At 71.6% G+C, this 26,721-nt stretch carries 12 protein-coding genes; 9 read left to right on the forward strand and 3 right to left on the reverse strand.

Annotated elements, in window-relative coordinates:
* The first annotated feature begins 267 nt into the window (after positions 1-267).
* The 3 genes from ACWD3C_RS14370 (at position 268) to ACWD3C_RS14380 (ending at position 15,150) form a co-directional block, all read left to right on the forward strand.
* Positions 268-11,388, forward strand: coding sequence for an actin cross-linking domain-containing toxin (locus ACWD3C_RS14370; RefSeq protein WP_451143620.1), 11,121 nt, complete (start codon positions 268-270; stop codon positions 11,386-11,388).
* A complete protein-coding gene (locus ACWD3C_RS14375) occupies positions 11,385-14,084 on the forward strand; it encodes a right-handed parallel beta-helix repeat-containing protein (RefSeq protein WP_451143622.1) in 2,700 nt (899 codons plus the stop codon). The genes ACWD3C_RS14370 and ACWD3C_RS14375 overlap by 4 nt, the downstream gene beginning before the upstream one ends.
* A gap of 127 nt (positions 14,085-14,211) precedes the next feature.
* Positions 14,212-15,150 (forward strand): hypothetical protein, encoded by a 939-nt coding sequence (locus ACWD3C_RS14380; RefSeq protein WP_451143624.1) that lies wholly within the window; start codon positions 14,212-14,214, stop codon positions 15,148-15,150.
* A gap of 896 nt (positions 15,151-16,046) precedes the next feature.
* Here the strand turns inward: ACWD3C_RS14380 and ACWD3C_RS14385 are convergent.
* Positions 16,047-17,228 carry an N-acetylglucosamine kinase gene (locus ACWD3C_RS14385; protein WP_451143626.1) on the reverse strand — a complete coding sequence of 394 codons (1,182 nt, stop codon included), beginning with the start codon at positions 17,226-17,228 and terminating at the stop codon, positions 16,047-16,049.
* A gap of 747 nt (positions 17,229-17,975) precedes the next feature.
* Between ACWD3C_RS14385 and ACWD3C_RS14390 the strand changes: the two genes are divergently transcribed.
* A complete protein-coding gene (locus tag ACWD3C_RS14390; protein ID WP_451143628.1) occupies positions 17,976-18,971 on the forward strand; it encodes a TAXI family TRAP transporter solute-binding subunit in 996 nt (331 codons plus the stop codon).
* Positions 18,972-19,071: 100 nt separating this feature from the next.
* On the opposite strand, the gene ACWD3C_RS14395 is transcribed toward ACWD3C_RS14390, so the two are convergent.
* Together ACWD3C_RS14395 and ACWD3C_RS14400 are read right to left on the reverse strand one after the other, a co-directional pair.
* On the reverse strand, positions 19,072-20,481 hold the full coding sequence (locus tag ACWD3C_RS14395; protein WP_451143630.1) for a sensor histidine kinase: 1,410 nt from the start codon (positions 20,479-20,481) through the stop codon (positions 19,072-19,074).
* 9 nt (positions 20,482-20,490) lie between these two features.
* A complete protein-coding gene (locus tag ACWD3C_RS14400) occupies positions 20,491-21,177 on the reverse strand; it encodes a response regulator transcription factor (RefSeq protein WP_451143632.1) in 687 nt (228 codons plus the stop codon).
* A 228-nt stretch (positions 21,178-21,405) separates the two neighbouring features.
* Between ACWD3C_RS14400 and ACWD3C_RS14405 the strand changes: the two genes are divergently transcribed.
* The 5 genes from ACWD3C_RS14405 to ACWD3C_RS14425 all read left to right on the forward strand — a co-directional run bounded on the left by ACWD3C_RS14405 (position 21,406) and on the right by ACWD3C_RS14425 (position 26,713).
* The gene (locus ACWD3C_RS14405) at positions 21,406-22,182 is read left to right on the forward strand and encodes an amino acid ABC transporter ATP-binding protein (protein ID WP_451143634.1); all 777 of its coding nucleotides are present in this window, start codon (positions 21,406-21,408) and stop codon (positions 22,180-22,182) included.
* Between the two features lie 152 nt (positions 22,183-22,334).
* Positions 22,335-23,177, forward strand: coding sequence for a glutamate ABC transporter substrate-binding protein (locus ACWD3C_RS14410; RefSeq protein WP_451143636.1), 843 nt, complete (start codon positions 22,335-22,337; stop codon positions 23,175-23,177).
* A 78-nt stretch (positions 23,178-23,255) separates the two neighbouring features.
* Positions 23,256-23,921, forward strand: coding sequence for an amino acid ABC transporter permease (locus ACWD3C_RS14415; RefSeq protein ID WP_451143638.1), 666 nt, complete (start codon positions 23,256-23,258; stop codon positions 23,919-23,921).
* Positions 23,918-24,829 carry an amino acid ABC transporter permease gene (locus tag ACWD3C_RS14420; protein WP_451143640.1) on the forward strand — a complete coding sequence of 304 codons (912 nt, stop codon included), beginning with the start codon at positions 23,918-23,920 and terminating at the stop codon, positions 24,827-24,829. The genes ACWD3C_RS14415 and ACWD3C_RS14420 overlap by 4 nt, the downstream gene beginning before the upstream one ends.
* 204 nt (positions 24,830-25,033) lie before the next feature.
* Positions 25,034-26,713 carry an FAD-dependent monooxygenase gene (locus ACWD3C_RS14425; RefSeq protein WP_451143642.1) on the forward strand — a complete coding sequence of 560 codons (1,680 nt, stop codon included), beginning with the start codon at positions 25,034-25,036 and terminating at the stop codon, positions 26,711-26,713.
* Positions 26,714-26,721 lie beyond the last annotated feature (8 nt).

Consider the following 26,721-nt stretch of genomic DNA (forward strand, 5'->3'; position numbering starts at 1 on the left):
TTCGACCGCGGCGCACCGACCAGCAAAGACTGTGGCGTGCGTCACTCTTGTGAACTCTCGGTCCGTCCCGGTACGTCTGCCTTGCGTACCGCGGCACTCCCTCTCGCGCGCTGAAACCGGGATGGGCCGCCGCACCGCACCGCGCCGCACCGCGCCGCACCCACTGTGGCGTACGTCACGCCAGTGAACTGCCGGTCCTCCGGACTACGTCACCAGGACGCTGACACATCCGTGCGACCTCAAGTCCTGGACCCCGTGGAGGATTCCTTGGCCACCTCCGACGAGTGGAGCAGAGTCGGACACTCCGGAAATCCGGTGACGGGAAACCCGGGCGTCGTCGACGGCATCGCCAAAGAGCTGCGCGAGCTCAGTGATCTGGCCGGCCGGGTCAGCCGCGGCCTCGACTCCCTGCTGGCGAAGGCCGAGGACGGAGGCTTCGAAGGGCAGACCGCCGACGCTCTGCGCAAGTACGTCAAGAACGAACTCAAGACGTTCATGGCCAATGTCAACCGTTCCTTCGACATGGCGGCCACGGCCACGGCCCGGTACGCGTGGGCCCTCGGGGAAGCGCAGGACGGGGCGGAGAACGCCGCGGACACGGTCGCTGCACTGGAGCGGATTGGTGGGGAGCCACTGGCCGCGGACGATCCGGAGCTGACCAGAGCGCGGGGTGACGTGGACGCCGAGGTCGGCTCCGCCCGAGCCGAGGCGAAGATCCTCGAGGACACGCTGTACGAGGCGGCCCGCCTGGTGTCGCGGCCCATCAAGAAGGTGAAGAAGAGCTTCTGGAAGAGGTTCGTCTCGACCTTCTTCAAGGTCCTGGAGATCGTCACGCTGGTGCTCACCCTCCTCGCGATCGTCTTTACGGGCCCGCTGGGGCTGGTGGCCTTCGGACTGGGCGTGGTGCTCTTCATCAAGGCCCTGGTCGACTACGCCTCGGGCAACGGCAACGCCCTCAGCCTGGGCCTGGCTTTCCTGGGCATCCTGTTCCCGTCGACCAAGGGCCTCACCACCGTCGGCGGGCTGGCCCGGCTGCTCACGTCGGGAGGGAAGGCCCTGCGGGGCGCCATGGGCGCGAGCGGGCGCCTGCTGCTCCGGAGCGGCGGCAGACTGTTGTCCTCGCCCGGCAGACTCCTCAGCGTGACCGGCCAGGGCCTGGTCAGGTTCGCCGGGGGGTTCGGCAGCCGGACCGTCAGCGGGCTGTCGAGTCTGCCCCGGGTCATCTCCAAGGCACCCGGGATGGTGGCGTCCACCCTGAGGTACATGGGCGGATTCGTCCGGAGCAGCTGGCAGCAGGGCCGGTCCGCGCTGATCCGCGACTTCTATCAGTCCACCGCGTTCGTCGGCGGCAACATGGCCCTGCGTGTGGGCGTCTTCACGATCATGAGCATGGGCCGGCTCACGGTGTCCGCGCTCCTGCCTATGAGGTACTCGGAGATCGCCCGGTTCGGCTACAGGGGTGCCTTCCGCATGGGCTTCCTGGAGCGCGGCCTGCACTGGGGCTCGCGGGGCAGCACGGTCACCAGGGCGGGCACCCTCGGCGGCGACCTCGCGGGGCTGACCGGCAAGGGCCGCAACCCGAGCGGAAACCTGCGGCCGGTGGGTGACAGGGACGCCGACAAATTCGCCGTTCCCGGGACTCCGGAGTTCAACAACACCCTCGACGAGCTGGCCGACATCACGGTGACGCCGGTCACGGCACCCGGTACGCGGGGATTCAGCTCCCTGACCGGCGCGAGGCCCATCCAGTTCTCGGGCCGTCTCGACGATCTGGGGAGCAGGCTGACCAACCTGGACCCCCTCGACACGGTGGGGCTGCCGGTCGGCACAGCCCCCGGCGGACAGCGGCTCAGCGTACTGAACACCGTGAACGGCCGACTGGGCGACGAGCTCATGTCCTCGCGGCTGCGCACCACGCTCACCACGTTCGACCCGTTCAACCAGTTCGACGAGTTCGGCGCGCCGATCGCCCCCGGGGCGCCCGTCACCCTGCCGCCGCGGAACGCGGTCGACCAACTGCGGGACCTGGACACCCTGACGGGCCTGGAGCGCACCCCGACCGGGCTGCTCAAGCCGCTCGACGACCTGACGGACCTGGCGGACCTGAGCATCGACGGCAGGCTCGGAGGCCTGAACGAGTTCCAGCTGCGCCAGGTCCTCGACGGCGAGATCGACCTGGTGAACGTCACCCCGGACGGGGTGGTCCTGCGCGTCGGGAAGACCGACCCGGTGGACGTGCGGGTCCAGATGAAGGACGGGGTGAGGGTCGACGTCCTCGGCCCGGCCGACACCCGGGTCCCCACCCTGAGCTCGACGACGGGCCCCGGCCGCCTGGAGGACCTCGGCATCAGACTCGACGACCTCACCCGCCTGATCCCCGACACCACCGACGGCTCGCGCACCGCACGCGAACTGATCGGTCTGGGTCCGGGCCGGACGGACCTCGTCGCGGCGCCGGTCACGACGAACCCCTCGTTCACCCCCCTGACCCTGCGGGACATCATCACGGGCGGAGCGACCGGCAAGCTCGCCACTGACCGCTTCCAGGCCTGGATCCGTACGCAGTCCGCCCAGTTCCAGCTGGACACCGCCGGCCGCAGGCTCACCGAGGTCACCGAGCTGACCGACGTACCGCCGCTGGGCCGTGCCAAGGCCGAGCTGGACCTGAGCGCCGCGCAGCTGGACTTCAACAGGGCCCGTATCGAGTTCGACCGGCTCGGGATGAACCTGGACACGGTCCGCCGGGACATCACGGTGATGACGGCCCGCGTGGACGGTCCGGCGGCCACTCTGCCCACCGGTGAACTGCGGCTGCTGGACGACCTCGGGCGGCCCACCGGTCAGTGGATCACCATGGAGCCCGGGCAGAACATCAACTGGGTCCTGAGGACGGACTCCGGGGTCGTCCCCGACGTCAAGGTGGAGATGGTCGACGGCGTCTTCACCGTCACCGCGCCCGACGGCGTCGTCGCCAGGTTCGGCGCGGACGGCAGGCCCGCGCTCGGCGACGGCCTGCTCCGGCTGAACCGCTTCGACGCCCCCGCGCCCCGGATCGATACGGTGCGGCTGGATCCACAGCAGTTCACCGGGGTGCCGAGCCTACGGACGGAGTGGGAACGGACGCCGCTGGAAGGCGGCGGATTCGCGTTCGCCGACCCGGCGGGGGACGTACGCCTGGTGTTCAGCGCGGACGACGTCCTTCAGTTCCGCGACATCCGGACTCCGCTCGGGGACAGCTTCCTCCGGTTCGACGCCAACCCGGCTCCGGGCACGATGCCCCGGGTGGTCGGCATGGACGGGCTGCCGCTGTCAGGCCGTGTGGTGGTGGTCGAGCCGGTGACGGGCGCGCTGGGCGTGGTCACCGGTGCGCGGATACAGACGCCGGACGGCTCCTGGGTCGGCCGGTTCGACCTGGACGGTACGCGGCTGTCGGAGGACGTGGCGCTGTCCGGCCTCACCGACGGTCCGCCGGCCGGGGCGCGGCTGACCACGACGTTCACGCAGCTGCCGGGCGGCGGGGTGCTGCCGTCGTTCCGGTTGACCGTGCCGGGGCTGGGCGACGGTGCCTTCTCCGTCGGACGGCTGGAGGGAAGCCTGGCCCAGCGGCTGCCCGGCGGGTTCACGGTGACGGACACGGCGACCGGCGCCCGGTTCGTCTTCGACAGGGGCGGCCGGTTCGTGGAGCTTCCGGTGGACGGGACGCCGCCGATACGGCTGGACACGTCCGGGGGGACGCCGCCGGAGACGACCGTGGGCCCGCCGACGAACCTCGACGCCCTCGGCGGCCCCCTGTCCGAGCGCCTCCCGCTCACCGCCGTCCCCGGGAACACCGTCCTGGACGACGCCGCCACGGATCTCACCGGACTGGGTTCGGCCGGCGAGCGCGTGACCGTGGAGGGCCTGACCGTCCCGGCCCCACCCCGGGTCGCTCCGCCGCCGGCTCCCGCCCCGCCGCCCGTTCCCGCCCCTCCCCGCGTCGCCCCGCCGCCGGTTCCCGCCGCTCCCCAGCTGCACGTGCCCGACGTACCGCCGGTGCCACGGCCCGCGCGGGCCGTGGCACCGGGATTCGAGACGTCCTTCCCGGCTCCCTCCATCGGTACGGAGAGCGAACTCAGCGGGTTCGTCGTCGCTCTTCCGGAGAGCGCGGACAGAACCTTCGCCTTTGTGTCGAAGGTCGGCACGGACGAACCTCTGGTCCTGGTCACGAAGGACATGAGCAAGGGTGGGTACCAGAACCCCGCGCAGCTCACGATGGCGCAGCGCGGCAACTGGAAGACGCACACCGTGGAACTGGTCACCTATCCTTCGCGGTTGGGCGACGAGGTGGCGATCGGCACCCGCAACGACGCCACGCAGTTCCTGCTCGACGTCTTCAAGGACCGGCTCGGCGTCCACAATCACAAGCCGCTCGAGTCGATGATCAGCCCTGACGGGCGCTTCGCGTTGCGGGTGACGAACGACCGGCACGTCATCGCGGCCGGGACCGGCCTGCAACTCGACGAGCTGTCCTCCGTCTCCATGCCGCCCACCGGGCAGCAGGCGACCATCGGCATCAGGGCCGTGGACTTCGGCAGCAGCGTCACGAACGAGTTGAAGGTGCTGGCGGACAACGCCCACTGGTACAAGCCCGCCTTCCGGAACGACGACGCGCTGCGGACTGCGCTCTCCAGGGAGACGCTCGACGCGCCCGTGCGGGTGGAGAACGCGTACACCTATGTGAAGTCCGTCATCGACTTCACGTCCGACCTGGTGAACAGGCACGGCATCGCCATCGAGGACTGGGCCGGAGCGGCGCCGTACCGCGGGCTGACCGATCCGGTCGTGAAGAACGAGTGGGGTGTGCTGCCCCGGACCAGGCCGAGCCTGGTCCTCGACTCCCTGTCGCCCGGCGACCGCGCCATGACGCTGAAGCTCCTCCGCGAGACCCCCGCCATCGGTGACGAGTCCATCTGGAAAGCGGTCAAGCAGTACATCCTGAACGGCAACGAGGTGGCTGGACGCGGCATCAACAACGCCACCATCGGCGGGGAAAGAGCTCTGCTGTTCGAGTTCCGGTCCGTCCCGGACCAGCTGAAGGGCGTCGTACCGACGGAGAAGGCCCCGGTCGTCGTGGTGAGTGACCCCTTGGCGGAGCTGGGGAGCAACAGGGCGGCCGCGGTCCAGAAGATCAACAAGTTTGTCTCCGGGCCGGAGAACAAGGACGCGTTCGCGGACTGGTACCGCGCGGAGTTCCCCAAGGATCCGAACGCGGCGCGGATTTATCAGAACAGGGACGCCGACTGGATCCTCAGGACGGCGGCGGCCCGTCACAAGTCCGAGTGGATCAGCCTGCACCACCCGCGGACCTGGCAGGAGATCACCGCGAGGCCCGTCTTCGTCGAGCCGCCCGCCTCCGCCGTCTCCTCTGCTCCGCCCGTGACCCCCCACGTCGGCGCGGGGCCGCTGCCCGACGAGCTGGGGCGGCCGGTGTCGCTCGTCGGCGGCCCGGATGTGCCGGTGGCTCCTCTGCAGCGGATCACGCAGGCTCCGATGGTGGACCTGAGCGGCGCCACCGCCCTCAGGCAGCTCCTCGACTCGCCGGTCTCGCCTGCCTCCCCGGTCTCCGCGGTCCGGGAGGTGCCGCTGTCCGGGCTGGACGAACTGACGGGGCTGCGGCTGCGGGTCACGGAGATTCCGGCGACCGATGCCGCCCCGGCGTCGGTCCGGGTCGAGGTGCTGGACTTCACCGCCCCGGGCGGCCCCGTGCGGCTGCCGGATGCCCCGGTCACCGTCCGCGAGGGCGGCGGATTCACCGCCACCGGCCCGCAGGGCGGTGTGCGCTGGCAGTTCGATGCCCTGGGGAACCTGGAGTACCGGGAACTGCCGCTCTCCGGCACCGACTTCGCTCTTCGCTTCACCGACGACGCCCTCAGTCCGATGCCGCAGGTGGTCGGCCGGGACGGAGTTCCCCTCCGGGGTGCTTCCGTGACACCGGTCCGGGACGCGACCGGCGCGCTGAGCGAGCTGACCGTGCGGGTGCCCATGCCGGGCACGGACGGTCTCACGGGGGTGTGGCGGTTCGAACCCGGCGGCCTGCTGCGTCAGCAGGAGCTGCCGCTGACCCTGCCGGGCCTCGACGGCCCGTCCGGCCTGGGCGTCAAGGTGACGATCACCCCGGGCGCGGGCGGGACCACGACCAAGGTGGTCGAACTGACCGGCCCGTCGCACCTCACCGGATCCTTCCGGCTCACCTCGGTGGACAGCTCGCTGGCCGGGCGGCTGCCGAACGGTTTCACCCTCAGCACGGCCACCGGCAGCCGCTTCCACTTCGACGCGGGCATCCGCCTCGCCGTCCGGGACCTGCCCGCACCGGACGGCTCCGGTTTCCTCCGCTTCACCGAGGGAGCCGCGCCCGGCACCCCGCCGGTCCGGCTCGACGAACTCGGCAGCCTGCCGGACGTCGGTCCGGCGGACGCCCGGGCGCGCTTCGACGAACTCTGGACCAGGCTGGGCGCGGAGGGAGAGCCCCTGTCCCCCGCCGAACTGGACCGCCTCATGGGTCCGGACTCGCCGCGCACCGACTCGCTCTCGGAACTCAGCGACATGTCGTCGGACTTCGACCTGGCGGACCTCCAGGCACGCCTCGACCGCCTCAGACGGATGGACGATGAACCCCTGTCTGCACTGGACGGGTCGCTCTCCCGCGCGGACGAACCGACCGGCCTCACCGGGCCGGGCCCGGACGGACCCCCTCTGCACCTCGACGAACTGAACCCCCTGCCCTTGTCCGGTGTGGACGAGCTGGCGGACTTCGACGTGCGGCTGACGCGCCTGCCCGCGGCCGACGCGGCACCGCAGGGCTCGTACCGGCTGGAACTGGTCGACCGCACCCCCGGCGGGGCCGGGCAGGTGCGCGCGTCGGACTTCACGGTCGAACTGCTCGGCGACAGCGGCAGGTTCGCCGTCATCGACCCGACCGGCACCACCCGGTTCACGTTCGGCCCGGAGGGCCGCTTCCTCGGGCGCGAGACCGCCCTCGTGGCCGAGGGGCTGCCGGCCGGACTGCGGCTCCGTGTGACGATCGGTCCCGGAGCGGACGGAACGGGACGCACGGTCGATCTGCTCGGCCCCGCCGGCGCCGCCCGCTCCATCACGGTCACCCCGACCGGCGGCACCCTCGCCGCGCGGCTGCCCGGCGGCGTCACCCTCACCGACACGGTCACCGGCTCCCGGTTCCACTTCGACCACACCGGCCGCCTCGCCTTCCGCGACCTGCCGGCCGAGGACGGCTCCGGATTCCTGCGCTTCACCGAGGGAGCCGCACCCGACACCCCGCCGATCCGGCTCGACGACCTCGACGACCTCGACGACGGCATCAGGGCGGGCGAACGCCTCACCTCCGGCCCCGAGGACGGCGTCCTGGGCAGCATCGATCTGGCGCGCGTCTTCGACCGTACGCTCGACGAGGCGTCGGGCCTCCGCACCCTCCCCGAGGGCACGCCGGCCGACCTGTCGGACATCGGGCGGGCCATGGACTTCCTGGAGCCCGACTCCCACGTCGTCCAGTCGCTGGACGTCCCCGCCGTACATCGGCTCGCCGACGACGCGGCCGCAGACCTGAACCGGTTCGGCCTGCGCCCGGAGCACCTCAACGACCAGCTGCGGAACCTGACCGGCGAGACCCGTCTGGCGCTGCGGCAACAGGCCGTCACCACCCTCGGCGACTACCTCAACCTGCCGCTGGCGACCCGCCTCGACGACCTCCAGTCCGTGGGCCAGGGCGGCGCAGGCCGTGTCCTCGGCGACTTCACCGTCACGCCGACACCGCACGGCGGCCCCGGCGGCAGCCGCTACACCGTCGTCCACAACCCGTCGGACGTGACCCTGGGCTTCGGCCCGAACCGCGAGCTGCTCTACCAGGAGGTGTTCCTGCGGGGCGGCCCGAGCGACCTGGACGGGCTGAAGCTCGGGATGACCGGCCGTGCGGTGGACGGCGGGCCGTGGACGCCGAGTTCGCTCGACTTCGTGGGCGGCACACGCACCTTCACCGTCACCGACCTGGCCCCGACCGCACCGCACGAACTGCGCGGCGGCTTCACCGTCACCGACGCGGCGGGCACCACGAGCCGGCACTACGGCCCCGAGGGCGTGCAGGTCCTCCGGGACGTCCAACTGCCCGGCGACCGGGGCGTCCTCCGCTTCGACGCCGGCGTCCCCGACGGCGTACCGCAGGTGCTGGACTCGGCGGGCCATCCGCTCCCGGGTCTGCGCACGGAGTTCCTGGACGACGGCCGGATCGCCCTGATCCCCACCGGAAAGGGCGCCCAGCCGCTGGAGCGCACGGTGTTCGACCCGTCCGGCACCCTGCTGGAGGAGACCGTCGCCATCCGCGGCAAGGGCGGCGTGCCCACCGGCGAGTACTGGAAGATCGACCACGCCGCCGGCACGGCCGTCCGCACCGACGTCTCCGGCACCCCGCTCACCGGCCGCTTCGACACCGCCGCCGTGGAGAAGTCCCCCACCGGGCAGTTCAGGCTGACCGGCGCCCAGCCGGGCAAGGTGACCCTCTTCGAACGCGAGACGTTCAGGAACGGCAACGTCCTCCACCTCTCCCGGGACCGCTTCGGCCACGCCCGCTGGACCGAGTTCGACAGCCCCGGCAACACCTTCCGGCACGGCGAGCGGATCGCGGACCCGGACCAGCGCACCTTCCACGACCTGCCGACCGGTTCCTGGCGGCGCCCGATCAACAACTCCGGCGACGTCAGGACGTACACCAAGGGCATCGACGGCGGTCTGGTCCGCGCCGAGAAGGGGGCGGACGGCCACTGGACCTGGCAGCGCTTCGACAAGGTGGGCGCCGAGTCGCTGTCCGGCACCCGGCACTGGAGCTGGGACCACGTCGGCTTCAGGGACACCTTCCTCGACCCGGCCACCGGCGTGGAGACGGTGGCCCAGCGCCGTGGCCGGACCTGGCCCTTCGGCGGCGAGCACGGCTCCCGGATGTACCAGGAGCACGCGGTGGTGCCCGGTCACGCGCCCGCCGGGGGCCGGACCGACGCGGGCACCTACACCGGGTACGGCGCGTTCAACGCCCAGATCGAGAGCCTGGAGACGCTGGCCGACGGCGGCAGCCTGCTCGTCAAGCGGTACGCCGACATGCGCCCGCCCGCCTTCCTCTGGAAGAGCGCCGCGGGCCGCAGCCCGTTCGACGGCTTCTTCCGCGACCTGTTCGCCGGTGACTCCCTGCACCGGGTCAGCCACTGGACCCAGACCGCCGCCGACGGCACCCAGGTGACCGGCGTCCGGCTCAACCCGACCGGCTCCAACTGGGTCGACATCGACCAGTACGGCCGTTTCGTGCGGGAGACCCGCAAGCTGGACAACGGCAACGTCATCGAAGTCGGGCGCAGCCTGGAGGACCCGAAGCAGTGGGCGCCTCTTCCGGAGTACCGGGAGGGCGGCTCGTACGAACTGTCCTGGCGGGACACGACGAGCGGCACCACCGGTACCCGGCACGTCGACGGCACCGGGCAGTGGAAGGACGTCTTCACCGACGAGCTGGGCGTGGACCGCGTACGGCTGCGCAGCGAGGGCCGGGGAACCCGCGAGTACCTCTTCGAGGCTCCCTCCACCGCGGACCTGGCCGTGCGCGACAACGCGGGCGTCTGGGTCGACAGGAACTCCCTGCAGCACATCACCGGCCGCCGGGACCTGATCGGCGGCCAGGTCGTGGAGTCGTCCGGCAGCCCGTACCGCACCAGCTGGACCTGGCGGGCCTTCTCCACCGAGGACCCGGCCACCGTCGTCGCCGAGGGCGTCCGCAAGCAGAACCGCGGCTCGTTCTACTCGAAGACCTGGGACGACTCGTTCGTCGACCTCGACGGGCTCGGCAATCCGGTCCGGGAACGCAACGCCACCGACGTCGCGGGCTCCTGGGTCGACGCCGTGAAGCAGCCCGACGGCGGCTGGAAGTGGACGAAGACCGCCGCCGACGGCACGGTCCACTCCGAGGGCACCCGCGTCTACGACGACTTCGCGGGCGGGCGCTGGCGGGACCTCGTCGACGGGCAGACGGTCAGGCAGCGGGGCGGCGGCCGGGTCCGCGAGTTCGACTACGAGATCGTCACCCCCGAGCGGGCCCCCGCCCTGACCACCACCGGCTCCCTGCGCGACCTGCTCGCCCAGGCGGCCCGCCAGTTCGAGCCGCCCACGACGGTCCGGGTGAACCCGGAGGTCTGGAAGGAGTACGACCTCGGCAAGGTGTTCCGCGAGCGGGTCGCCGTGGACGGCACCCCCGGCCGGTACCGCGAGGTCGACAAGCAGTGGGGCCAGTGGCGGGAGTTCCAGGACGGCCACCTGGTCGAGCAGCGCACCTTCACCGGGCGGGTGTGGAAGACCGACGCCTTCGGCCGCTGGAGCACCTCGGGTCCGGCGATGCTCCCCGAGTACCTGGCCGGGGCGCTGCCGAGGATGGGCGACGAGGTCGGCCTGGCGGGCGACCGGGGCTGGAAGCTGATCGGCCGGGAGACCGACTTCCGCGGCGCCGAGATCGAGGCGCTGGGTCTCCTGCGGGAGGTCCAGGACCCCTGGCACGGGGTGTTCCAGGGGGTCAGGGAGGGGGTGTCGGCCGAGATGCCGGTGTGGCAGCGCGAACTGCGCGCCGCGCTCACCACGTTCAGCACCGGCTTCATCACCGACGTCACCAGCAGCCTGGCCGTCACCGCCGCCACCAACGACGGCAAGGTCAAGCTGGAGGACTTCTACAAGGCGCTGCTCACCGGCACGATCAGCGGCACCTTCAACGGCGGGCTCAACGTCCTCTACAACCGCACCCCGCTGGGCTTCCTCAAGAACAGCATGGGCGCGCGGGACTGGGGCGCGCACCCGAAGGTGTCCATGAACTCCAACACCGACGACTGGGCCACCGACTGGGCCGCCCAGGAGAAGCCCACCCGCTGGCGCAACGCCACCTACGCCAACACCGTGGGCATCGGCACCAGCGCGCTGAACGGCTTCGTCGCCAACGCCATCAGCGCGGCGGTCTTCGGCGTCAACGGCCACGAGACCAAGGGCGCCGACGCACTCCTGGCCGGCCTGTGGGGCGCCGGCTCCTACGCCTTCTCCGGTGTCACCACCGGTCTGGCCAGGAACGCCTTCCACCTCACCACCGGCGCCCGGGTCTTCCACAAGGGCGGCCTCGGCGAGCTGGGGATGACCTGGACCGAGTCCTTCCTGGCCAGGTACACCAACTACTGGATCGCCCAGGCGGGCGGCAACGACCTGTCCACGCCCAACCGCTCGTTCCCGCCCCCGCCCACCACGGAGTCGGGAACAGGGCAGCAGCCTGCTTCCGACCCGGCCGCCTCGTCACTCTCGTCGCTCACCGACGGATCGGAGTTCCCGTGATCCCCACCGCCACCGTGCACCGGGTCGCCCCCAAGGGCCGCGGCGCCCACCGCAGCATCGCCGCCGCCGTGCGCGCCGCCCGCGACGGCGACGAGATCCACATCGCCCCCGGCGAGTACGTCGAGCTGCTCACCCTCGACCGTACGGTGCGCCTGCTGCCCGGGAACGGGCCGGACGGGCCGCGGCATGCCGTACGGCTCCTGGCGGCGTCCCCCGGACGGCCCGTACTGGAGGTCACCGCGCCGGGTGTGCGGGTCGAGGGCCTCGCCCTGACCGGGCAGGACCCGGGGCTGCCCGCCGTGCTGGTGAGCGGGGGCGGCCTGGAGCTGGACGGCTGTGACGTCTCCGGCGGCCGGGTCGAGGCGGGCGGCGACGCGTCCCTCGGCCTGACGGACTGCCGGGTCTCCGGGGCGGAGCTGGCCGCCGTGCACGCGGGCGCCACGGGCTCGGCGCGGCTGACGCGGGTGGTGGTCGAGGACGTCGACGGCACGGGGGTCGTCGTCGGCTCCTCGGCGGACGTGGAGGCCACGGAACTGACGGTGCGCCGGGTCACCGGGTCCGGAGTCCGCGTCCGTGGAAGGGCCCGGACCGTGCTGCGGGACTGCCGGATCTCCGGCCCCGGCCGCAGCGGGCTGCTGGTGGAGGACGACGCGGCGGTGACCGCGCTGGACTGCCGGATGGAGGAGACGGCCGCCGAGGGTGTACGGGTGCTAGGCAGCTCGCCGCGTCCCGAGGGGGCGCCGCGGCGCCGGGAGACCGCCGACGGCGGGGTGCTGCTCGCGGGCTGCGAGGTGCTGCGCACCGGCACGGACGGGGTCGCCGTCTCCGGTGGGGGCGATGTGCTGCTGCTGAACTGCCGGCTGCGGGACGGCTCGGGGCCCGGGGTGAGCGCGGAGGGCGACGGGCGGGCCGAGCTGGTGGACTGCCAGGTGGACCGGGCGCACGGCTCGGGTCTGGTGGCCCGCGGCACCGCCCGGCTGTCCGCCGAGGGCACGTCGGTGACCGGCAGCGGCGCGAACGGGCTGCTGGCGGGCGACCGCTCCGAGGTGCGCATGGGCACGAGCGACCTGACGTCGTGCTCGTTCAGCGCGGTGCACGCCTGCGACGACTCCCGGGTGACGCTCACCTCGTGCCGTATCGGGTCCACGCCGGAGCACGGCATCCGGGCCACCGACCGCGCCGGGCTCACCGTCGAGGGCGGCCGGATCACGGACTGCGGACTGTCCGGGGTGCAGATCGACACCGAGGCGGACGCGCGGATGCGCGGTCTGTCCGTGGTGCGCGGACGGGCCGGGATCATCGCCGAGTCGACCGGGACGGTGGTCCTGGAGGAGTGCGACGTCGCGGACGCCGAACGGTCCGGGATCTCCTGCGGGACCGGGACGGCGCCGGTGCTGCGGGACTGCCGTATCACCGGCACCGGCACGGCGGGCCTGGTGATCGGCGAACGCGCCACCCCCAGTGTCGAGGGCTGCACGGTACGGGACGCGGCCGGCTCCGGCATGGTCGTGGGCCCGCAGTCCGAGCCCCGGGTCAGGTCCGTCACGGTGGCCCGCACCGGGAAGAACAGCCTGTTCGTCGGGGAGAAGGCCCGCGGCACCTTCGAGGACTGCGTCTTCGCCGGGGCGGGCAGCGACGGTACGGCGTTCCCGGCGCTGCATGTGTCGGCCGGCGGCGCGCCCGTGCTGCGCGGCTGCCTGGTCCGCGACACCGAGGAGGACGTGGCCCTGGAGAAGGGCGCCCGGCCGGTGTTCGACGACTGTCTGTCCCGGGACGTGAAGAACGCGTCCCTGCCGACCGGCGCCGAGCAGGCGCTGTCGGCGGCCGGAGGCCCGGACACGGCGGGCACCGGGACCACCGCGCGGGAGACCGAGGCGCCGCCCGAGGACACCCTGGACGACCTGCTCGCCGAACTCCAGGGACTGGCCGGTCTCGACCGCGTCAAGCACGATGTGTCGTCCCTGGTGAAACTCATGCAGATGGTGCGCCGCCGCGAGGAGATGGGCCTCGCCCCTCCCCCGCTCAGCCGCCACCTGGTCTTCGCCGGCAACCCGGGCACCGGCAAGACCACCGTCGCCCGGCTCTACGGCCGCATCCTGGCCGCCGTCGGCCTGCTGGAGCGCGGCCATCTGGTGGAGGCCGACCGCTCGGCGCTGGTCGGCGAGTACGTCGGCCACACCGGCCCCAAGACCACGCGCGTGTTCCAGCAGGCCCGGGGCGGGGTGCTGTTCATCGACGAGGCGTACTCCCTCACTCAGTACGCCGGGTCCAACGACTTCGGCCAGGAGGCGGTCGCCACCCTGGTGAAGCTGATGGAGGACCACCGTGACGACGTGGTGGTGATCGTCGCCGGATACCTCAAGGAGATGGAGGCCTTCGTCCGCTCCAACCCCGGTCTGGCCTCGCGCTTCAACCGCACCCTGCTCTTCGAGGACTACGGCAGCGCCGAGCTGGTCACCATCGTGGAGCACCAGGCCGCACAGCACCAGTACGAGCTGAGCCCGGCCGCCCGCGAGGCGCTGACCTCGCGCTTCGACACGATGCCCCGGGACCGCGGGTTCGGCAACGGCCGTACGGCGCGCCAGCTGTTCCAGGCGATGACGGAGCGTCAGGCGTACCGGGTCGCCGAGCTGGCTCAGGCGTCGGAGTCCGACGTGATGACGCTGAAGCCGGAGGACATCCCTGAGGCCGTTTAGGACCGGACGCCCGGTACCGCAGATCCCGTAGCCCGCAGATCCCGTACGACCGCACCGCACATCCACGTGCTTCCGACCACACATCCACCTGCTTCCCGCAAGGGACGACCCCGTGAGGACCGACTCCATGCCGCACACGCCCGATCGCCCGGACCGCCGGGAAGGCGATCACCAGGAAGGCCGGTTCGCCGACCTGTTCGCCCGGAAGGCACGCACTCCGCTCCGTGGTTTCCTGCCCGGCCGCCGGGTCTGGAAGGCGGTCGGCGGCTCCGCGGCCGCGGTCCTGGTGATCGCCGGGTCCGCCACGGTCGTCTCCGCCATCGACTGGAGCGGCGGCGACTCCGACACGGTGACCACGGCGGCCGACGAGGAGGCCACGGAGGAGAAGCCCGCTTCCGGTGACGACGAGCAGCCGTCGGCCGGCCCTTCCCCGGAGGAGGACGGCGACAAGCCGGCCCCGGAGGTCGTCTACGTCCCCGTCTCGGGCGGGGCCGGAGCGGGAGCGGCTCAGTCGGGTGGGTCGGGTCAGTCGGCTCAGGAGCAGTCCGCGGCGAAGTCCGACTCGGCCGACGCCACCGGAGGAACGACCGGCACCAGCGGCGGCACGGGCACGACCGGCACGACGACCGGCGGCAAGGAAGGACAGAGTTCCTCCACGCCGTTCCAGGACACACAGTCGCAACCGGCGACGGACTACCTGTGGGCCGACGGAAACGTGGACCCGGACTCCAACGACTACTGGGACCAGAGCTCCATCACCGTCAAGAGCACCACGGCGCTCACCGAGTTCAAGGTCGTCCTGCGCGTCATCCAGACCGGCGGTGTGCAGCACACCGGCTTCTGGAGCTCCCTGGGCGACAAGGTGAACGTGGCCCAGGCCGCCGACAGCACCCAGCTGGCGTACGTCGTGACACTGAAGACGGGCGTCACGCTCGACCCCGGCACGTATGTCCTCCAGTTCCAGTACAACCACGACCAGGGCAGGCGCGACGCGGGCCGCGACCGCTACAACGTCAACGCCACCTCCGCGGACTCCGTCTCCGAGACCCGCAACGGAGGCTTCTGAGGGGGTCCGCTCAGCTCGCCGTACGTCTCCGCCAACGTGCCCGGCGGCTCAAGGGCAACCTTGAGCTGGAGAAGCGGTACGAGGGGCGCATCCGGCGGGCAGCACCTACAACGAACCCCATACCAACCTCACCGGAGCGGAAGCGACCATCCGCAACGCCCTCTACGGGGACGGCTTCCAGCGCGGAATCCCTGGCCGACGGCGGGGAGGCGCTGCCGCCGGGCGACACGGGGACGGGCGCGGCTTGGCCTCCGACGAGGAACCGGCCTCGGGCAAGGGCTCAGCGTCTCTGATCAGCTTAGGTATCCCATGTCAGACGTAGTGTCTGGCACGGGATTCCCATCGTGGCGGGGTGGCGTGGGCGTGCAGGTGGAAGCCTGCGCCCAGTGCCGCTCCTCGTGGCCGGTGTCGGCCGGATGGGGGTCTCCCCGGACGAAGTCCGGGGGAGGGTGTGCTGATCGTCGTCACGCCCTGGTGCCGGTGGGCTGCGCGGGGCAGCGATCTCCGGCCCGTGTGAGCGTGTCCCTCCGGACGCTTGCCCGCCGGACCCGAGGGGCCGGTGGGGGAGGGAAGGTCACGCATTCGATCTGCGCGCTCGCATACGACGCCGACGCCGGACACCCGGCATGAGGCCAACGGACGACACATCACTGCGGATCCCAAAGGAAACACGTGAGCCCTGAGCGAGGGCTCGGTCCCGGGCAACGCCCCAGCGTCAGACTCCATCCCGGCCCCAGGCAACAGCCCGACCTACGGCGTCGAATCAACCTCGGACGTCGGCCCGGCCCCTGGTCCCCGCTCGGCTCGGCCGACCGCCTGCTCCGGATTCGGCATGCCACCGGTCCCTTCGATGCTCGCCTGTGCGTCCACGTCACCGGAGCGACCCGAACTCCCGCTCATCCGGCGTCGGTCGGCCGCGCCGGGCGGCCGTACTCGATGCGGGCGAGGGCCACGGCGCCCCGGCAGCCGTCCGGAACCCAGTGCATCTGGAGGCCGAGCGTGCGCAGGCGGCCGTCGAGGAGTTGTGTGAGCGGCCCGTCCGGGCCCAGCAGACCGCCGGTCGCGACGATCCGCTCGCCCGGCCGTGCCCCCAATGCCCGTACCGTTTCGGTCAGCCGGTCCGCCGCCTCCCGCAGGATCTCCTCGGCGACAGCGTCCCCGGCGCGCGCCGCCTCGGCCACCAGCGGAGCGAACCGGGCCAGCGTGATGGGCGGCTCGCCCATCACAGCGGGCAGGACGTGCCGCCGGTAGGCCTCGCGCTGCTCGCGGGACCACTCGGTCGGCGCCTGGGCCGGAGGACGATCACCTCCGGTCACCGGGCCGTCCCCACGGTCGACGCCCTCCGGCTGCACCACGGCCCGTGTGCCGGATGGCGAGCCGTCACCTCCGGTCCCGTACACCGAACCACCACCGCCCGCCCCGTACACCGAACCGCCACCACCCCCGCACGGCAACGCCTCCCCCGGCACCCCCAACTCCCGCCCGATCACCCCCGCCAGCACCGTCCCCCTACCCCGCCCGTCCGCCATGCGCAGCGCTGCCCGTACCGCGCTGCGGCCGATCCAGAAACCGCTGCCGTCGTCGCCGAGGAGCCAGCCGTCGCCGTCCACGGTGACCGTGCACCGGCGCCCGCTGATGCGGATGGCGATCGCGCCGGTGCCCGCCACCAGGGCGAGTCCGTCGGCGGGGGCGCCCGGCGCGGAGGCGAAGGCCGCCTCGATGTCGCTGCTGACGAGGACGGACTGTGCCGCGATGCCCAGCCGGGCCAGCGCGGCCGTCAGGGCGGACAGGGCGTTCCGTCGCCCGGGCTCGTCCGGCGAGGTGCCCATCGCACCGGCGAAACCGCCCGCCACGGCCATGACCCGGCCACGCGCGGCCGCCGGCACCGCCCGGCCGACGGCCTCGACGAGGTGGTCGGTGAGCCGCGGTACCGGGACGGTCAGGACGTTCCCCGGTCCGGCCGCGCCCTCGCCGAGCACGAGCGTGCCTTTGTCCTCGGCGGACGCGAGGAGGGCACGCGTACGGGTGCCACCGGCGTCCAGGCCCACCACCAGGTCCTGGCTCAATTCATTGCTCATCGCCGACCATGGTGGATACCGCCGCCCTCGTTGTCGATCGACACGAGCAGATCGGGGCGCAGCGACCGGAGCAGCTCGGTGAGCCCGCGCACCCGGTCCGCGTCGCGCACGTGGCGAGCGTGCTCGACGCGGGCCACCTCGGGAATCCTTCGGTAGCCGTGGCCACCGGCCCCTGACCGATCGCGCTTCCGGGTGGCCGGGCCGGCGGTACACGCGCCCCGCCACCCCTCCCGTTACCGTTCCTGAAGACTGAGCGGGAGTGAGTCCGATCAGCCGCACGCCCCGAACGGTCCTGGGCGCTCCCCCACTGCCTTAAGGGCGTGGGAGGTGCCCCCAGGTCCCCGGCGTACTCAACCCCGGGGCGGCGACACGCATCCCGTGCGTGGTCCGGGCCCGGGAGGCCCCCGCGGCCGGAGGCCGCTGATGGACCCTGCCCTGCGCGACCCGGCCATGTGGGTACGGCCAGAGGCGACGGGAAGGCCCCGAACCATCTCTCTGGTGGAGCGGGGGCCCCGCACGCCGGCGCCGTACCCGGCGTCCCAGATCGCACGATCACGTCAACCCGGTCGGCCCAGGGCGCCGCAAGCCCACGAGCGGACCATCACACGAGCGGACCATCACACGATCGAGCTAACTCAACCTCGTGCACTCTCTCCGGCGAGCAGCTACCAACCCCTACGTCACGGCCCCGCACCGGATGGGCCAGGCCCTTGGCCCCCCGTCCGGTGACCTGGCAGGATCGCGCGCATGTTCCAGGAAGCCCCGCGCCTCGGCGGACGCCGCGCGCTGATCGCCTTGGTGGCCGCGTTCGTGGTCCTCGGGCTGCTGACGTGGCTGGCCTGGCCTCGTGAGGAACCGCCCAGCGGGACGATCACGTTCAGCACGGGCACGCCGACAGGGGTCTACGAGGAGTACGGCCAGCTGCTGCGCGAGGCGATCGCCAAGGACATGCCGGGGCTGAAGGTGGACCTCCAGTCGAGCGACGGGTCGCAGCAGAACATCAGGCGGGTGGCCACCGGCGAGGCCGACGTGGCCATCGCCGCGGCCGACGCCGTGGAGACCTATCAGCTGGAGGGCGAGCCCGGCTCCGGCCGGCTGCGCGGGATCGCCCGGCTGTACGACGACTACGTACAGCTGGTGGTCCCGGGCACCTCCGACATCCAGTCGGTGAAAGACCTCAAGGGCAAGCGGGTGGGCATCGGACCGGACGCCTCCGGTGTGCGGTTGATCGCGAACCGGGTGCTGCAGGCGGCGGAACTGAACCCGGACGAGGACATCGAGCCGCAGGAGGTCGCCATAAAGGACGGGCCCGGCCTGATGCGCCGGGGCGAGCTCGACGCCTTCTTCTGGTCGGGGGGCCTGCCGACGGGCGGCCTGGTCGACTTCGCCGAGGTGTACGCGTTCCGGTTCATCCCGATCGAGTCCAAGATCGTCGCCGAGCTGCACAAGCAGGGCGGGCCCTCCCTCTACTACCGCTCCGCGGTGATGCCGGCCGACGCCTACGAAGCGATCCAGCGAGGCTCCACCGTGCAGACGCTGACGGTGGCGAACCTGCTCATCACGCGCGAGGGCGTCGACCCCCGGCTGACGGAATGGCTGACCCGCACGGTGATCCGGAGCCGTGACAGCATCGGCCACCAGGTCCACGCGGCCCAGCTGGTGGACCTGCGCACCGCCATCTACACGGACCCGCTCACGCTGCACGAGGGCGCCCGGCGGTACTACCGCTCGGTCAAGCCGTAGAAGCCGTAGGCGACCTACGGCCGCGTAACCACCCCACGGCCGCCGTAACCACCCCACGTACTACGACCGTACAAGCCCGAGAAGCCCTCTCAGGGCCCGCTCAGGCAGTCGGCCCCGTCCTCGGCACCGTCACCGTCACCCGGAGCCCGTGGGGCTCGTTGCGGGCGTACGAGATGGAGCCGCCGCCCGCCGCGAGCAGGGCCCGGGAGATGGACAGGCCGAGGCCGGAACCCTTGACGTTCTGGTGGCCGGGGCTGCGCCAGAAGCGGTCGCCGACGCGACTGAGCTCCTCGTCGCCGAGGCCGGGGCCGCCGTCGGTGACGACGACGGTCGAGGACTCGCCGTTGGAGGCGACCTCGACCTCGACGCTCTTCCCCTCGGGGGTGAACTTCAGCGCGTTGTCGATCACCGCGTCCAGGGCGCTGGACAGGGTCACCGGGTCGGCCCAGGCGGTGGTGGCCGGGCAGGTCCCCGCCAGCCGTACGCCCTTGCTGTCGGCGACCGGCCCCCAGGCGGCCACGCGTTCGGCGGTCAGCTCGCCGATGTCGGTGATCCTGAGGTCGGCCTCGGCATGCTCGGCGAGGGCGAGGTCGAGCAGGTCGTCGAGGACCTGGGCGAGGCGCTTGCCCTCGGTGCGGACGGAGGCGATCTCCTCGTTGTCCTCCGGGAGTTCGAGGGCGAGCAGCTCGATGCGCAGCAGCAGCGCCGAGAGGGGGTTGCGCAGTTGGTGCGAGGCGTCGGCGACGAAGGCGCGCTGCTGCTCCAGGACGTCCTCGACGTTGTCGGCCATCTCGTTGAACGACCCGGCCAGGCGTCTGAGTTCCGGCGGCCCGCCCGCCACCGCGACGCGGGTCTTCAGGCGTCCGGAGGCGATGGCATGGGTGGTGGCGTCGAGGACGCGTACCGGCTTGAGCACCCAGCCGGTCAGGCGCAGCGCGGCGCCGACGGCGAGGAGCATCGCGGCGAGCAGGCCCGCGCCGATGACGAGCCAGCCGCGCAGGATCTTCGAACGCATCTGCCCGGTGGGCGAGTCGGTGACGACGACGGCGACGACATCACCGTCGCGGATGACCGGGGAGGCGACGACGAGCCGGCCTTGCTGCCAGGGCCACACCTGTTCCGGATCGTGGCTGCGGCGGCCCAGGCGCGCCTCTTCGTAGGCGGCGAGCCCCTCGCCCTCGGAGGGCACGAACCAGCTCTGCGGCGCGTTGGCCATGGGCGTCTTGTTCCGGTAGAAGACGCCGGCCCTGATGTCGTACACGTTGTGGTACTGCGCGAGTTCCCGGCGCAGGGTCTCGCCGCGTTCGTCCGGGTCGACGTCCACCCGGGAGCCCTCGGGCACGTCGGTGACGTACTGGGCGAGGGCCGCGAAGCGCGCCGTGTCGTCGATGCGGTCGACGACGACCTCCTGCTGCCGCGCCGCCGCCAGGCTCACCGCCAGCGGGATGCCGAGGGCGAGCAGCACGGCGGCCATCAGGACGATGAGCAGCGGAAGCAGACGAGTGCGCACGCGGGCACGCTACGACGCCGGGGAGACCAGCCGGTACCCGACCCCGCGCACTGTCTCGATCAGGGCGGGCATGCGCAGCTTGGAGCGCAGGGACGCGACGTGCACCTCCAAGGTGCGTCCGGTCCCCTCCCAACTGGTGCGCCACACCTCGCTGATGATCTGCTCCCGGCGGAACACCACCCCGGGCCGCTGGGCCAGCAGCGCGAGCAGGTCGAACTCCTTGCGGGTCAGCTGGACGGCCGAACCGTCCACGCTGACCTGGCGGGTGGGCAGTTCGATGCGCACGGGCCCGAGCCGCAGCGAGGTCTCGCCGGGTACGGCGGTGTCGTCGGGGACGCTGCGGCGGCTGACGGCGTGGATGCGGGCGAGCAGCTCCCCGGTGTCGTACGGCTTGACCACGTAGTCGTCGGCGCCGAGATTGAGGCCGTGGATCCGGGACCGTATGTCGGAGCGGGCCGTCACCATGATCACCGGGATGCCGGTGCGCTTGCGAATCTTGCCGCAGACCTCGTATCCGTCCTGGTCGGGCAGGCCGAGGTCCAGAAGGACCACGCCGAAGCCGGCGCCCTCCGGGACGAGCGCCTGGAGTGCCTCCTCGCCGCTGCGGGCGTGCGTGACGTCGAAGCCGTGCCGCGCCAGGACCGCGGACAGGGCGGCGGCTACGTGGTTGTCGTCCTCGACGAGGAGCAGTCTCATTGCGGCCCCCTCCGGTTCATCTGTCGTCAGTCACGCCGATGGGAGAGGACGACGTCAAGGCCGTTCCGGTTCCGTTACCCAGCCGGTACGTGGCCTCTGATCAGCCACTACGCCGGGTGCATGCCTGCTATCGGATCGTTATGCTCAATTTCCCCTCAGATGTAATGACGCTGGTCGGGGAAGGTCACTACTGTCCTCCGCAACCGAGGAGGACGGAGCCAGAAAGCGATGACCGAAGTATCGGTGGCCAAGGACGCAGTGGCCGCGACCGAGGACCTGGTCGTCCTGAAGAGCGTCAACAAGCACTTCGGCGCGTTGCACGTGCTCCAGGACATCGATCTGACCATCACCAGGGGCGAGGTCGTCGTGGTGATCGGGCCCTCCGGGTCCGGCAAGTCCACCCTGTGCCGCACCATCAACCGCCTGGAGACCGTCGACTCGGGCGCGATCCTGATCGACGGCAAGCCGCTGCCCGCGGAGGGCAAGGCGCTCGCCCGGCTGCGGGCGGACGTCGGCATGGTGTTCCAGTCGTTCAACCTCTTCGCGCACAAGACGGTGCTCGAGAACGTGATGCTGGGGCAGCTGAAGGTCCGCAAGGCCGACAAGAAGGAGGCCGAGGAGAAGGCCCGTGCCCTCCTCGACCGTGTGGGTGTGGCCACCCAGGCGGACAAGTACCCGGCGCAGCTCTCCGGCGGCCAGCAGCAGCGTGTCGCGATCGCTCGGGCACTGGCCATGGACCCGAAGGTCATGCTCTTCGACGAGCCGACCTCGGCGCTCGACCCCGAGATGATCAATGAGGTGCTGGAGGTCATGCAGCAACTCGCCCGCGACGGCATGACCATGGTCGTCGTCACCCACGAGATGGGATTCGCCCGCTCGGCCGCCAACCGGGTGGTGTTCATGGCGGACGGCCGCATCGTCGAAGAGGCTGTGCCGGATCAGTTCTTCAGCAACCCTCGCAGCGACCGGGCCAAGGACTTCCTGTCGAAGATCCTCCACCACTGAGGACACCACCGAAGGCACCACTGAGGGCACCATTGAGTTCCTCACCGAGGATCCGCACTCCGAAGCCCCGCACGCCCAGCGTCACCCGCACCGGACGGACCGCGTCACCGCACCACGGCACGCATCTCTTCACCACGCAAAGGATGTTCACCATGAAGCTCCGCAAGGCTACCGCCGCTTCGGCCGCCGTATTCGCCCTTGCCCTGACCGCCACCGCGTGCGGCTCCGACGACGGGGACGACACCGGTTCCGACGCCACCGCCGGCGGCGACAAGGTCACCATCGGCATCAAGTTCGACCAGCCGGGCCTCGGCCAGAAGACGCCGGACGGCTACACGGGCTTCGACGTCGACGTGGCGACCTACGTCGCCCAGGAACTCGGCTACAGCGAGGACCAGATCGAGTGGCGCGAGGCGAAGAGCGCCGACCGCGAGACGCTGCTGGAGCGCGGCGACGTCGACTTCATCGTCGCCACGTACTCGATCACCGACGAGCGTGACGAGAAGGTCGACTTCGCCGGCCCGTACCTCCTGGCCCACCAGGACATCCTGATCCGCGCCGACGACGACTCGATCACGAAGCCGGAGGACCTCAACGAGAAGAACCTCTGCTCGGTGGCGGGATCGACCTCGGCGCAGAACGTCGCGGACTCCATCGCCCCGGAGGCCAACCTCCAGGAGTACGGCGGCTACTCGGAGTGCCTGACCGGCCTGGAGAACGAGGCCGTCGACGCGCTGACCACCGACGACTCCATCCTCGCCGGCTACGCCGCGCAGGAGCAGTTCAAGGGCAAGTTCAAGCTCGCCGGCTTCGAGCTGAGCAACGAGAACTACGGCATCGGTGTCCCGGAGGGCAGCGACCTCAAGGCGGAGATCAACACCGCCCTGGAGAAGATGGTCTCCGACGGTGCCTGGGACGAGGCTGTGGAGGCCAACTTCGGCCCGGCGAACTACGAGAACGAGCCCGCGCCGAAGATCGGCGACATCGTCAAGTAAGCAGGGCGACCGGCCAGGCGCGCCGCCTCGTTGTGGCGGCGCGCCGCGCCCTGCCCATGTGCGGAAGCGCGGGAGACAGTGTTCGACTTTCTTGAAGGCTACGATCTGCTGGAGGCGTTCTGGACGACGGTGCAGCTCGCCGTCTACAGCGCCATCGGCTCCCTGATCTGGGGAACTCTGCTGGCCGCGATGCGGGTCAGCCCCGTCCCCCTGATGCGTGGGTTCGGCACCGCCTACGTGAACGTGGTGCGGAACATCCCCTTGACGATCATCATCGTCTTCACGTCACTGGGTCTCTTCCAGACCCTGGGCATGAACATGGGCTCCGACCGGTTCGTGACCACCAACTTCCGGCTCGCCGTGCTCGGCCTGGTCGCCTACACCGCGGCGTTCGTCTGCGAGGCACTGCGCTCCGGGATCAACACGGTGCCGGTCGGCCAGGCCGAGGCGGCCCGCGCCATCGGGCTGAACTTCACCCAGGTGCTCACGCTGATCGTGCTCCCCCAGGCGTTCCGCTCGGTGGTCGGCCCGCTGACGAACGTGCTGATCGCGCTGACCAAGAACACCACGGTCGCCGCGGCGATCGGCGTGGGCGAGGCCGCGGTGCTGATGAAGGAGATGATCGAGAACGAGGCCCAGGTCATCCTCATCGCCGCCATCTTCGCGTTCGGGTTCGTCTGTCTCACCCTCCCGACCGGTCTGATCCTCGGCTGGGTGAGCAAGAAGGTGGCGGTGAAGCGATGACCTCGGTCCTGTACGACGTCCCCGGGCCCCGGGCCAAGCGGCGGAACGTCATCCTCTCGGTGGTGTTCGTGATCGCCCTCGCCGCCGTGGTGTGGTGGGTGGTCGCCAAGCTCAACGAGAAGAACCAGCTCGACTGGGCGAAGTGGGAGCCCCTCCTCGCGGGCACCGAGGCGTGGACCACGTACCTCTTGCCGGGCCTGGAGAACACCCTCATCGCGGCCGCCCTCGCCATGGCCATCGCTCTGCCGCTCGGCGCGGTCTTCGGTATCTCGCGGCTCTCCGACCACTCGTGGGTGCGCTGGCCCTCCGGCGCCGTGGTGGAGTTCTTCCGCGCGATCCCGGTGCTGATCCTGATGCTCTTCGCCAACGCGCTGTACGACACGTACGGCGACTTCGATCCGGACGACCGAGCGCTCTACGCGGTCGTCACCGGCCTGGTGCTGTACAACGCTTCGGTGCTCGCGGAGATCGTCCGGGCCGGCATCCTGGCCCTGCCGAAGGGGCAGTCGGAAGCCGCGATGGCGATCGGGCTGCGCAAGGGCCAGACCATGCGGTCCGTGCTGCTGCCGCAGTCGGTCACCGCGATGCTGCCCGCCATCGTCAGCCAGATGGTGGTCATCGTGAAGGACACCGCGCTCGGCGGCGCGCTGCTCAACTTCTCCGACCTGATGGCGGCGATCCGCCCGATGAGCTCCTTCTACGGTGCGAACACCATCGCCAGCTTCACGGTCGTGGCCGTCATCTTCATCGCGATCAACTTCGCGCTGACCACGTTCGCGAGCTGGCTGGAGGCCAGGCTGCGGCGCGGCAAGAAGAGCACGGGCGCGGTCGTCGGAGCCGACGCGGTGGACGAACTCGCGGCACCGGGCGAGCACACGGACGTGGCGAAGGGTCCTCAGGGTCCGTGAGCCGAGTCGGCCGAACGGGCCTTCGCGGTCCGTGAACTGACGCTATGTGACCAACCGGAGGCAGTGGCGTGCTCGCCACTGCCTCCGTCGCTTGACGCAGGCACCGGCAATGGGTTGCATACGTTCTGTGATCGTGCACCCTGCTCCACCTGCTTGTTTCCTTACGTTCCTCTGGACGCCGTTCCGGGCAGGGGGCACCGCGCCGTGGACCCGGTGATCATTGTCGGAGCGGGGCCCGTGGGGCTCACGCTCGCGCTCGCGCTGGCGCGCCAGGAGGTCCCGTCGGTGGTCCTCGACGAGGGCCCCGGCAAGGACGAGCAGCGGCCCGCGCGGACGGTCGTCCTGCCGGACGAGACGGCCGCGCTGATCGAGCGGCTGACAAGTGAGCCGCTCACGGAGGCCGGGTTCCGCTGGGCCGGATGGCGGTCGATGCGGCGCAAGCAGGTGATGCGGGAGGTCAGGTTCGACGCCGGTGCGCACACGCCGGAGCGTGCCCCGCGAGACGCCTCGGGGGGCGCTCCGGACGGACTGGAGGGCTTGGCGGGCTTCGAGGGTCCCGCTCCGCTGCACCTCCCCCAGCACCTGCTGACCGGCGCCCTGCGCGAGGCCGTCGCGGGCGAACGGCTGGTGAAGGTCGTCGTGGAGAGCCGGCTGGACTCGATCGAACAGGAGCCCTCCGGCGTCACGGCCCACACCCGCGGCCCCAAGGGCACGTGGTGGCGCGGCAGCTACCTCGTCGGCTGCGACGGCCCCCGCTCCACCGTCCGCAAACTCCAGGACATCCGCTTCCCCGGGCGTACGGCCGTGGAACGGCACGCCGTGGCAGCGCTGCGCACGGAACTTCCGTGGCCCGGCGAGGCGTTGCTCCACCGGATGCCGCCGTGGCGGACGTCCGGCCCCGCCGCCGGGGAGGTGAGCGCACGGCCGCTCGCCGACGACGTGTGGCGCCTGGACTGGCTGCTGCCGCCGGGCAAGGACCTGGTCACCCCCGAGCTCCTCGTGGCCCGCATCCGGGAGACCCTCGCGGGCTGGACGGGCGGCTCGACCCCGCCGTACGAGCTCCTCGACACCGGGGTCCACACCGTCCACCACCGCCTCGCGCGCCGCTGGCGGGCCGGCCGGGTCTTCCTCGCCGGGGACGCCGCACACCTGCTCGGCGCACTCGGCACGCACGGGCTCGACGAGGGGCTACGGGACGCCGACAACCTGGCCTGGAAGCTGGCGCTGGCCTGGCACCACGGCCCGCACGAGGCGCTCCTCGACAGTTACCAGGCGGAGCGGCGCGCCGTCGTCTCCGCCCGGCTGCGCGCCGCCGACCAGGCGCTGCCGGTGCTGCGCGGCGGCAAGGGCCTGCGCTCGTACGTCCTCGGCCCGGCCCGGAGCCATGACGCGCTGTTCGCGGATGCCCACTTGGGGCGCGGACCGCTGGGCGCGCCGGGGGCGTACACCGATTCGCCGCTCGCACCACCGCGCGCCGCGTCGGAGACCACCGTCGGCACGGCCCCGGGCGAGCAGGTCACCGATGTGCGGGTGACCGCCGAGGACGGCTCCTTCGTACGGCTGCGGGACCGGCTCGGGCGCGGGGCGCTGCTGGTGCTGCTGATCGCCCCGGGTACGGGGGTGTGGGAGCGCAAGCACTGGGTGAGCGCCGGGATCATGCCCCGCCTCGCGGCCGCCGTGACCGCGCTGCCCCACCACGCCGAGCTCCTGGTCGCCGAGAGTTACCCGGGCGCGGCCGCCCACACGGTCCTGCTGATCCGCCCCGACGGCCACCTGGTCACCGCGCTGGGCGGCGTCCGGCCCGCCGACCTGTACGAGGCCGCGGAGGCCACGCTGGGCGGACCGGCGCGGAGCGAGGCGGAGACGGCGGCGAACACGGGCTGAGGGACCCG

It is taken from the genome of Streptomyces sp. NPDC002845 (assembly GCF_053591955.1).